This is a genomic window from Mycobacterium sp. E136 (genome assembly GCF_001666865.1).
Lineage (GTDB): Bacteria > Actinomycetota > Actinomycetes > Mycobacteriales > Mycobacteriaceae > Mycobacterium.
Genome location: NZ_LZJE01000240.1, coordinates 1 through 9175, shown reverse-complemented (window position 1 = coordinate 9175; position 9175 = coordinate 1). Strand labels below are relative to the sequence as shown.

8 protein-coding genes and 1 pseudogene are annotated in these 9175 nt (G+C 68.8%); 7 read left to right on the top strand and 2 right to left on the bottom strand.

Translation table 11 applies throughout. The annotated features are described in order from the left end of the window. The 3 genes and pseudogenes from A5698_RS15655 to A5698_RS15645 form a co-directional block, all read left to right on the top strand. A pseudogene (locus A5698_RS15655) lies at positions 1-360 on the top strand (hypothetical protein); the annotation flags it as partial. Further along, positions 357-1589 carry a class I SAM-dependent RNA methyltransferase gene (locus A5698_RS15650; RefSeq protein WP_068298570.1) on the top strand — a complete coding sequence of 411 codons (1233 nt, stop codon included), beginning with the start codon at positions 357-359 and terminating at the stop codon, positions 1587-1589. The pseudogene A5698_RS15655 and the gene A5698_RS15650, both read left to right, overlap by 4 nt. Positions 1590-1607: 18 nt before the next feature. Next, the gene (locus A5698_RS15645) at positions 1608-2087 is read left to right on the top strand and encodes an MSMEG_6728 family protein (RefSeq protein WP_068298567.1); all 480 of its coding nucleotides are present in this window, start codon (positions 1608-1610) and stop codon (positions 2085-2087) included. A 3-nt stretch (positions 2088-2090) separates the two neighbouring features. Here A5698_RS15645 and A5698_RS15640 read toward each other — a convergent pair whose 3' ends face one another. Continuing rightward, entirely contained in the window at positions 2091-2549 is a 459-nt protein-coding gene (locus tag A5698_RS15640; RefSeq protein ID WP_068298563.1) for an Rv1443c family protein, read from the bottom strand. Positions 2550-2679: 130 nt separating this feature from the next. Between A5698_RS15640 and nhaA the strand changes: the two genes are divergently transcribed. The 4 genes from nhaA to A5698_RS15620 are packed head-to-tail and all read left to right on the top strand — an operon-like array spanning position 2680 to position 8149. Then, positions 2680-4008 (top strand): Na+/H+ antiporter NhaA, encoded by a 1329-nt coding sequence (gene nhaA, locus A5698_RS15635; RefSeq protein ID WP_068298560.1) that lies wholly within the window; start codon positions 2680-2682, stop codon positions 4006-4008. 28 nt (positions 4009-4036) lie between these two features. Next, on the top strand, positions 4037-5950 hold the full coding sequence (gene dxs, locus A5698_RS15630; RefSeq protein WP_068298556.1) for a 1-deoxy-D-xylulose-5-phosphate synthase: 1914 nt from the start codon (positions 4037-4039) through the stop codon (positions 5948-5950). Between the two features lie 51 nt (positions 5951-6001). Further along, on the top strand, positions 6002-7192 hold the full coding sequence (locus A5698_RS15625; protein ID WP_068298554.1) for a prolyl oligopeptidase family serine peptidase: 1191 nt from the start codon (positions 6002-6004) through the stop codon (positions 7190-7192). Positions 7193-7234: 42 nt separating this feature from the next. Next, positions 7235-8149 (top strand): alpha/beta fold hydrolase, encoded by a 915-nt coding sequence (locus A5698_RS15620; protein WP_068298551.1) that lies wholly within the window; start codon positions 7235-7237, stop codon positions 8147-8149. A gap of 13 nt (positions 8150-8162) precedes the next feature. Here A5698_RS15620 and A5698_RS15615 read toward each other — a convergent pair. After that, on the bottom strand, positions 8163-9175 hold a 1013-nt coding region (locus tag A5698_RS15615; protein WP_068298549.1), incomplete at its 5' end, for an HRDC domain-containing protein.

Sequence of the window (9175 nt, the reverse complement as noted above, 5' to 3'; positions counted from 1 at the left end):
ACGCTGATGTCGCTGGCCTCCCACTTGTGCACGAGCGCGCGCGTCTCACCGTCGTCGACACTGACGGTGATCGCCTCGCCGTACCGGGAGATCACCCGCCCGGTGCTCGACTACGTCAAGCGCATCAGCCGCGAGTCGCCGCGCACCGTCGTCACCGTGTTCATCCCCGAGTACGTCGTCGGCCATTGGTGGGAGCAGGTGCTGCACAACCAGAGCGCACTTCGACTCAAAGGCCGACTGCTGTTCGAGCCGAATGTGATGGTGACGTCGGTGCCGTGGCAGTTGAGCTCCTCGGAGCGGCTCAAGACGCTGCAACCGCATTCGGCACCGGGCGACGCGCGCAGGGGATTCCTGGATTGACCGAAGACAAGGGTGGATCGACGGGCCTCGAGCTCACCGTCACCACTGGCTCGCCCGCCAACGGTGGCAGCTGTGTGGCGCGGGACGACGGCCGCGTGGTGTTCGTCCGCTACGCGCTGCCCGGCGAGCGGGTCAGGGTGCGGGTCGTCGCGGACCGCGGAAAGTACCTGCACGCCGACACCGTCGAGGTCATCGAGCCCTCGCCGGACCGCATCGACTCGCTGTGCGCGATTGCCGGAGCGGACGGCGCAGGGTGCTGCGATATGGCCTTCGCCGAGCCGGCGGCGGTCCGCGGACTCAAAGGCGCCGTCGTCGCCAACCAGTTGGCGCGGCTCGGCGGATTCCACTGGCGCGACGAGGCGGACGCCACGGCCGAGCCGGTCGGTGACGGCGCCGCGAGGGGGTGGCGGACACGCGTGCGGCTGGACACCACCGGCGACGGACGGCCCGGCTTTCACCGCTTTCACAGCGCAGAGCTGGTCACCGACCTGAACTGCGCGCAGCTGCCCCACGGCATGGTCGACGGGCTGGCCGAGCGGACCTGGCCGCCCGGCTCGCAGCTGCACGTCGCGATCGACGACGAGGGCACGCGTCACGTCGTGCAGTCCGGCCCGCGAGGGCGCAACGGCGGCCACAAGGCCCCGACCCGGGTGGTCGAGGGGGACTACGAAGCGGTGCAGCGCGTCGGTGACCGGACGTGGCGCGTGCCGGTGACCGCGTTCTGGCAGTCGCACCGCGACGCAGCTCGGCTCTACAGCGAGCTGGTGGCAGGCTGGGCCCGGCTGAGCCCTGGGATGACGGCGTGGGACTTGTACGGCGGCGCGGGGGTGTTCGCGTCCGTGCTGGCCGAAGGCGTCGGGGAGAGCGGCAAGGTCGTCACGGTCGACACCTCGCGGGGCTCGTCGCGCGCGGCGCGGGCGGCGCTCGGCGACATGGGATGGGTGTCGGTGATCACCGACTCGGTGCGCCGAGCGGTCGCCGCGCAGCGCGATCGCGCCGACGTCGCGGTCTTGGATCCCCCGCGCACGGGGGCGGGTCGCGAGGTGATCGATCTGCTGGCAGCCGCCGAGGTGCCGCGGATCGTCCACATCGGTTGTGAAGCAGCGTCATTCGCGCGCGACGTCGGGTTGTATCGCGGGCATGGGTACGCCGTGGAAGAGCTGCGGGTGTTCGACTCGTTCCCGCTGACGCACCATGTCGAGTGCGTCGCGGTACTCGCGCGCGGCTAAACGGGTATCCCGCCGAGAATGCAGACGTTTTTGCCCTGCCCGGGTTTCGACGACACCGCCCGCGTCCTGGACACGAAGCGGCTGGGCAAGCAGCGGGTCGAGGCCATCCAGGTGGTGCGCGCGCTGACCGTGCCGGGCTACGGCTGGCGTCATCACCCCGCGGCGGCGATGTGGGCGGGCTACGAAGAGGCCCTGGTCCGCTACGGGCTCGACATCTGCGCCGCGTGGTGCCGGCTGGGACACGCCGACACGTGCGCGACGACGATGATCACCGACCTCACCCGCACGACCGGCATCAGCAGCGCGCGCACCCAGGACGAATTGACAACGGCGGGGGAGGTGCCGCCGTGGCTCGGCGATCCGACGTTTCACCGCAGCCATCAATCGGTGCTCGTCCGCAAGGACCCGCAGCACTACCGCCGGTTCTTTCCCGACGTGCCCGACGATCTCGACTACGTCTGGCCCGGATCCGACCGACCGCGCCGCATCGCGATCTGACGATCAGCCGAAGTACCGCGCCAGCCGACGCTGGCGGTGCCCGAACAGCGCCCCGATACCCGTAGCGATCACAGGAGTGAGCACTCGCAGCGGGGTGCGCAGTTCGAAGGTGAGCCGATCGCGCACCACGGTTCGCCCTTCGCCCGCCGGCTCCAGCCTGCGTTCGTGCCGCCACAGCCGCATGCTCAACATCGTCGATTCCTCGTAAAATCCACGGCCGGGCCACAATTCGACGATTGTCAGATGGTCGTAGTCGAACGGCAGCACACCGAACAACCGCATCCAGCAACGGCCCACGGGCTCGCCGACGGGAATGGTGTCGACGGTCAGATCCTTGCGACCGCGGGGCATCGACATGGTCATCCACGGCCGCAGTTCGTCGTTGATGCCCTCCGGCGTGACGATGCGCTCCCACACCCGCGCGGCGGGCGCGTCGACGGTGCTCTGACGTTCGACGATCATTGCGGTTCAAGCTAGCCGAGACGCCCACCGCTGCGGGGCGCACGTCGCGTTGATACGTTGGGCGACAGGTGTGCCGGGAAGTCTGGTCGGCGATTGCTTGTCGACCGCGAAACACAGATCGGGACCCGCCGTGACCTCTAGTCCACTCCGCCGCTTCGCACAGCGGACGCTGTTCTCGCGCGGATCGTGGTCCGAGACCGATCGCATCTCCTCGATCCTGCGCAAGGAAACCGTCGGCGGCGCGCTGCTGTTGGTGGCCGCGGCCGTCGCCCTCGTCTGGGCGAACTCCCCGTGGTCGGCGAGCTACTTCGCCCTGCGCGATCTCGAGGTCGGCGGCGAACCGTTCGGCATGCACCTGACCCTGACGGTCGGCACCTGGGCGGCCGACGGGCTGCTGGCGCTGTTCTTCTTCGTGGTCGGGCTGGAGCTCAAACGCGAGTTCGTCGCCGGCGACCTTCGTGACCCCGCCCGCGCCGCCCTGCCCATCGCCGCCGCCGTCGGCGGGATGGTCGTGCCCGCGCTGATCTTCGTCGCGGTGACCGCCCACGTCGGCGACGGCGCCCTCCGTGGCTGGGCCATCCCGACCGCGACCGACATCGCCTTCGCCGTCGCGGTGCTCGCCGTCATCTCCACACACCTCCCGTCCGCCCTGCGTACATTCCTGTTGACGCTCGCCGTGGTCGACGATCTGCTCGCGGTGCTGGTGATCGCCGTCTTCTACACCGAAGGCATCAACTGGCCCGCGTTGGCGGCGGCGATGGCGCCGCTCGCCCTGTTCGCGCTGTGCGTGCAGCGCCGCATCCGGTCGTGGTGGCTGCTGATCCCTCTCGCGCTGGCCACCTGGGCCTTGATGCACGAATCGGGCATCCACGCCACCGTCGCTGGCGTGTTGCTCGGCTTCACGGTGCCCGTGGTCCGCTCGGAGGCCGCGGGCGGACCGGACGCGGGGCCGGGCCTCGCCGAGCACTTCGAACACCGCCTGCGCCCGCTGTCGGCCGGCGTCGCGGTACCCGTGTTCGCCTTCTTCGCCGCGGGGGTGAACATCGGCGGCTACACCGGGTTCACCGAGGCGATGACCGACCCCATCACGCTCGGCATCGTCTTGGGCCTGATCGTCGGGAAACCGGTCGGGATCTTCCTGACCACCCGGGTGCTGGCGGCCGTCACGCGCGCCAACCTCGACTCGGCGATCCGGTGGATCGACGTGCTCGGCATCGCGATGCTGGCCGGTATCGGTTTCACCGTGTCCCTGCTGATCGGCGACCTGGCCTACGGGATCGGGTCCGAACGTGACGAATTCGTGAAGATCGGGGTGCTGACGGGGTCGCTGGTCTCCGCGGCCCTCGCTGCGGTCCTGTTGAGGCTGCGGAACAGGCAATATCGTGTGATTTACGAGCAGGAGACCGCCGACACGGACCACGACGGTGTGCCCGACATCTACCAAGCTCGGCAGGACTGACTACGACGGCCGTGCGTAGACTGAACGAATGCTTGAACAGATCCGCGGGCCCGCTGATCTGCAGCACCTATCGCAGTCGCAGCTGAGCGATCTAGCACGTGAGATCCGCGAATTCCTGATCCACAAGGTGGCTGCCACGGGCGGGCATCTCGGCCCCAATCTCGGCGTCGTTGAGCTCACGCTCGCGCTGCACCGGGTGTTCGACTCGCCGCACGATCCCATCATCTTCGACACCGGACACCAGTCCTACGTGCACAAGATGCTGACGGGCCGCAGCCACGAGTTCGCCACCCTGCGCAAGAAGGGCGGCCTGTCGGGCTATCCCTCCCGAGAGGAGAGCGAGCACGACTGGGTGGAATCCAGCCACGCCAGTTCGGCGCTGTCCTACGCCGACGGTCTGGCCAAGGCGTTCGAGCTGTCCGGGCACCGCAACCGCCACGTAGTGGCCGTCGTCGGTGACGGCGCGCTGACCGGCGGCATGTGCTGGGAGGCGCTGAACAACATCGCGGCGGCCCGGCGGCCGGTCGTGATCGTCGTTAACGACAACGGGCGCAGCTACGCGCCGACCATCGGCGGGTTCGCCGAGCATCTCGCTGGCCTTCGGCTGCAGCCCGGGTACGAACGCGTGCTCGAGGAGGGCCGCAAGGCCGTGCGCGGGGTCCCCGTAATCGGCGAGGTGTGCTACCAGTGCATGCACTCCATCAAGGCCGGCATCAAGGACGCGCTGGCGCCGCAGGTGATGTTCACTGACTTGGGCCTGAAGTACGTCGGCCCCATCGACGGCCACGACGAACACGCCGTCGAGGTCGCGCTGCGCCGCGCCCGTGGCTTCAACATGCCCGTGATCGTGCACGTCGTCACCCGCAAGGGCATGGGATATCCGCCCGCCGAGAACGACGAGGCCGACCAGATGCATGCGTGTGGCGTCATCGACCCCGAGACCGGGCTGGCGACGTCGGTCCCCGGTCCCGGTTGGACGTCGACGTTCTCCGAGGCGCTGATCGGCTACGCGTCGCGGCGCCGCGACATCGTGGCGATCACCGCGGCGATGCCCGGCCCGACAGGGCTGAGCGCGTTCCGCCAGCGCTTCCCTGACCGGTTCTTCGACGTCGGCATCGCCGAACAACATGCGATGACGTCGGCGGCCGGGCTCGCGATGGGCGGTCTGCATCCGGTCGTCGCGATCTACTCGACCTTCCTGAACCGGGCGTTCGACCAGCTGATGATGGACGTGGCCCTGCACAAGCTGCCCGTGACGATGGTGTTGGACCGCTCGGGGATCACCGGCCCGGACGGCGCCAGCCACAACGGCATGTGGGACCTGTCGATGCTGGGCATTGTGCCCGGTATGCGGGTTGCCGCGCCGCGTGACGGCTCCCGGCTGCGCGAGGAACTCGGCGAGGCCCTCGAGGTCAACGACGGCCCGACCGCCATCCGCTTCCCGAAGGGCGATGTCGGTGAGGACATCTCGGCCGTCGAGCGGCGTGACGGTGTGGACCTGCTGGCCGTACCCGCCGAGGGGCTCGGCGACGACGTGCTGCTGGTGGCGGTGGGACCTTTCGCGTCGATGGCGTTGGCGGTCGCGGAGCTGTTGCGCAACCAGGGCATCGGTGTGACGGTCGTCGACCCGCGCTGGGTGCTGCCGGTGTCCGAGGCGATCACCGCGCTGGCCCGCAAGCACAAGCTCGTCGTCACGCTCGAGGACAACGGCGTCAGCGGCGGCATCGGGTCGGCGGTCTCGGCGGCGTTGCGCCGCAACGAGATCGACGTGCCCTGCCGCGACGTCGGACTGCCGCAGGAGTTCTTCGCGCAGGCGTCGCGCGGCGAGGTGCTCGCCGAGGTCGGACTGACCGATCGCACGGTGGCACGTCAGATCACAGGTTGGGTCGCCGCGCAGGGCGCCGCCGTGAACGAAACCGAAGTCAGCGAGCGACTCGACTAGCCGTCGCCCCCTGTCCGGCGAGCGTGCGTGCTCGCTCGATAGGCTGTGGCAATGAAACTCGCTGGGCTGGTTCGCGTTTTGGCTGTCGCACTGCTGATCGCGATCGGCCTGGTGGCGACCCCAGGCGTAGCACCCGCAGACGCGCCACAGTGGTCCAACCTGGATGTACGAAGCTACGGCGGTCCGATCCCGGCGCCCGGCGCACTGATCGAATCGGTGCCACTCGACCCGTCGCTGGCGGTGGCCGGCGCGGCGTCGGCCTACCGGATCCTGTACGCCACGATCGACCAGCACGAGCGCCCGGCGGTGAGCACGGCCGCCGTCTTCACGCCGAAAACGCCTCCGCCGCCGGGCGGATGGCCGGTCGTGGCATGGGCGCACGGCACCGTCGGCCTCGGCGACGACTGCACGCCGTCCGCCCGTTCCCGCAGCGAGCGCGACGACGCGTATCTCACCCACTGGCTCGACCAGGGCTACGTGGTGGTCGGCAGCGACTACGCCGGCCTCGGCACGCCCAACCTGATGAGTTACCTCAACAGCGTCACAACCGCACGCGGCGTGGTGGATTCGGTGATCGCCACCCACGGTCTGGGCCTGCCGTTGTCGCCGAAGTGGGCGGTCGTCGGCCAGTCGCAGGGCGGGGCCGCAGCGGTCGCCACCGCCCGGTGGGCCACCGAGTTCAGCGCCGGCTCGGGTCTGGACTTCCGCGGCGTCGTCGCCACCGGCACGCCGGCGCAGGTCGAGAACATCGTCAAACAGGCGGGGCCGGACATGGCCGTGCCCCCGAAGCTGGGGCCGGTGGCCAACGCCTACACCGCCTACATCGTCGCGGCGTTGCGCGAAGCGCACCCCGAGCTCGACCTCGACCGCATACTCACCCCGGCCGGCCGCGCGGCCGCCGATCGCGCCGAAACCGAGTGTCTGGCCGAGCTTTCCGCCGCGTTGACGGATGCGAGCCTGCCCTCGTTCTTCTCCGCACCCCTGGCATCGATCCCCGGGGCGACGGAAGCCATCGACACCTACATGGGCATCCCCGCCGACGGATACGACCGGCCGATCTTCCTGGGCGTCGGACTGCTCGATCGTGACGTCCCGCCGGATCTCACGCTGCGATTCGCCGATGAGCTCACCGCCAACGGACAAGACGTCACGCTCAAGGTGTACCCCGACGAGGACCACAGCGGCACCGTGCTGGCCTCGCTGCCGGATTCGACGCCGTTTCTGGCACGCCAGTTCAGGTGACGGCCGCCCCGTAATCCAAGAAAAGCCAGTTAGGCTGCGACGATGGACGCCGAGTTGGAGCGCTGGAAAGCCGCGGGACACTATTTCGACTACCTGGGGTTCGAGATCTTCTACCGTGTCGACGGCCTGCCACTCGGCCAATCGCCGACCCTTCTCGCCGTCCACGGCTATCCGTTCAACTCGTGGGACTGGTCGCTGATCTGGCCGACGCTCACCGAACACTTCACCGTCATCGCGCCGGACATGATCGGGATGGGTTTCTCGGCCAAACCGGCCGCCTACGACTACTCGGTGCTCGATCACGCCGACATGCACGAGGCCCTGCTGGAGCACCTGAACGTCGAGCGGTGTCACGTCCTGGCCCACGACCTGGGCGATTCGGTGGGCCAGGAACTGTTGGCGCGCAGCGAATTCGGCGATCAGTCTTACGACCCTGTGCGGTACCAGTCGATCACCTGGCTCAACGGCGGGTTGTTCAACGAGGCCTACACGCCACGCACCATGCAGAAGTTGATGTCAGGCACTCCGCTGGGCGACCTGATGAGCCCGCTGCAGGGGCGCAGTTCGTTGTCGCGCAAGGTGCTGGAGTCGACGATCAACGAGATGTTCGGGCCCAACACGAAACCGTCGCGCGAGCTGATGACGCGGTTTCACGAGATCCTCGAGTTCAACGACGGTAAACGCGTACTGCACAAGGTCGGACGCTTCCTGGCCGACCGCTATACACATCGCAACCGCTGGGTGCGTGCGATGCGTCAAACCGCCGTCCCCATGCGGTTGATCGACGGGCCCATCGACCCCAACTCCGGCGCTCACATGGCGCGTCGGTACGCCGAGGTGATTCCCGAGGCCGACGTCGTGATGCTCGCCGACGACATCGGCCACTGGCCCCAGCTGGAGGCTCCGCAAGAAGTGTTGCGGCACTTCCTCGCCCACGTCGAGAAGGTGGGCGGCTAGCTAGAGCCAGAAGTCATTTGTCGTCGGGAGTTGCCGGCTGCTGGGCCAGCTTGGCGTCGGCCTCTGCCAGTGCCTCGGCAAGCGGGGCCACGGTGAGCTCCCGCTGCCAGGGCCGCGCACCCGCGTCGCGCAGGAACGTTTCGATCACGGCGGCTCGGTCGTCGACGGGTTCCCAGTCCCAACACAACCGGCGTACGGTGTCGGGGGAGAGGAGATTCTCTGTCGGCACCGAAACCCGCTGCGACACTTCGGTAAGCGCCGCGCGCACCGCCTCCAGTCGAGCGGCGGCTTCGGGTTTGCGCCTGGCCCAGCGGGATGCCGGCGGGGGGCCGTTCGACGGCTCCTGCGATTTGGGTAGATCCTGCGTCGTGCGGGCCCGGGCGAGCGCGTCGAGCCACACCTTGGCGCTGCGGCGCTGCCGGTTACCGCCGAACACCGGCAGCGCGGTCAACTTCTCGACGGTGTCGGGGTCGGTTGTGGCCGCGTTGATGATCGCCGAATCGGGCAGAATGCGCCCCGGCGCGATATCACGGCGCTGGGCGATGTGGTCGCGGGTGGTCCACAGTTCGCGCACGGCGGCCAGCGCCCGCGGGTCGCGGATCTTGTGGATCCCCGATGTACGACGCCAGCGGTCGCGTCGCGTCGGTGCGGCCTCGAAGTTCTTCAGTTGCTCGAATTCCTGTGCTGCCCAGTCGGTTTTGCCCTGCTCCTCGAGGACAGAGGCGACGGCGTCACGCAGGTCGATCAGCACCTCGACGTCGAGTGCGGCGTAGTTGAGCCACTCGTCGGGCAGTGGGCGTTTGGACCAGTCAGCCGCGCCGTGGCCCTTCATCAGCTGCAGCCCGAGCAGGCGCTGCACCATCGCGGCGAGATTGACCTTCTCGTAGCCGGCGAGCCGGCCCGCCAACTCCGTGTCGTACACGCTGATCGGCCGGATGTCGAGCTCGGCCAGGCACGGCAGATCCTGGTCGGCGGCGTGCAGCACCCACTCGTCGGTGCGCAGCACCTCGGCCACGGGTGCCAGCG

Coding starts and splice junctions, on each gene's coding strand:
- A5698_RS15620 (WP_068298551.1), top strand. CDS start 7,235: ATGGACGCCGAGTTGGAGCGCTGGAAAGCCGCGGGACACTATTTCGAC.
- dxs (WP_068298556.1), top strand. CDS start 4,037: ATGCTTGAACAGATCCGCGGGCCCGCTGATCTGCAGCACCTATCGCAG.
- A5698_RS15645 (WP_068298567.1), top strand. CDS start 1,608: ATGCAGACGTTTTTGCCCTGCCCGGGTTTCGACGACACCGCCCGCGTC.
- A5698_RS15640 (WP_068298563.1), bottom strand. CDS start 2,549: ATGATCGTCGAACGTCAGAGCACCGTCGACGCGCCCGCCGCGCGGGTG.
- A5698_RS15625 (WP_068298554.1), top strand. CDS start 6,002: ATGAAACTCGCTGGGCTGGTTCGCGTTTTGGCTGTCGCACTGCTGATC.